The sequence below is a fragment of the Rhizobium ecuadorense genome (assembly GCF_001187535.1).
Classification (GTDB): domain Bacteria; phylum Pseudomonadota; class Alphaproteobacteria; order Rhizobiales; family Rhizobiaceae; genus Rhizobium; species Rhizobium ecuadorense.
Map to the genome: position 1 here is coordinate 1 of NZ_LFIO01001698.1, position 265 is coordinate 265.

The following is a 265-nucleotide window of genomic DNA, read 5'->3' on the forward strand; positions in this document are numbered from 1 at the left end:
CAGCAGATCCTTGGAGGCGGCGGATTGTTTGATGACGGCGCCGCGCGGCGCCAGATTGCCGCGCAAGACGGCGATCGTTCCGATCGGCTTCAACGGTTTCTCGACGGTGCGGATAATGGTCTGGCCCGGCTCATCGACGACATCGTCGATGATCTCGCCGATCGTTCTGCCGTAGACGGTCGGGGCGCTGGCGTCGATTTCATGGCGCACCGCCTTCAACAGGGCCGGAACGCCGCCGGCCTCATGGAATTGCTCCATATAATGC

The 265-nt window shown here is 62.6% G+C and carries 1 pseudogene; it reads right to left on the bottom strand.

The features are described from left to right. Positions 1 to 265: pseudogene (locus AF337_RS33070) on the bottom strand (dihydroxy-acid dehydratase domain-containing protein); the annotation flags it as partial.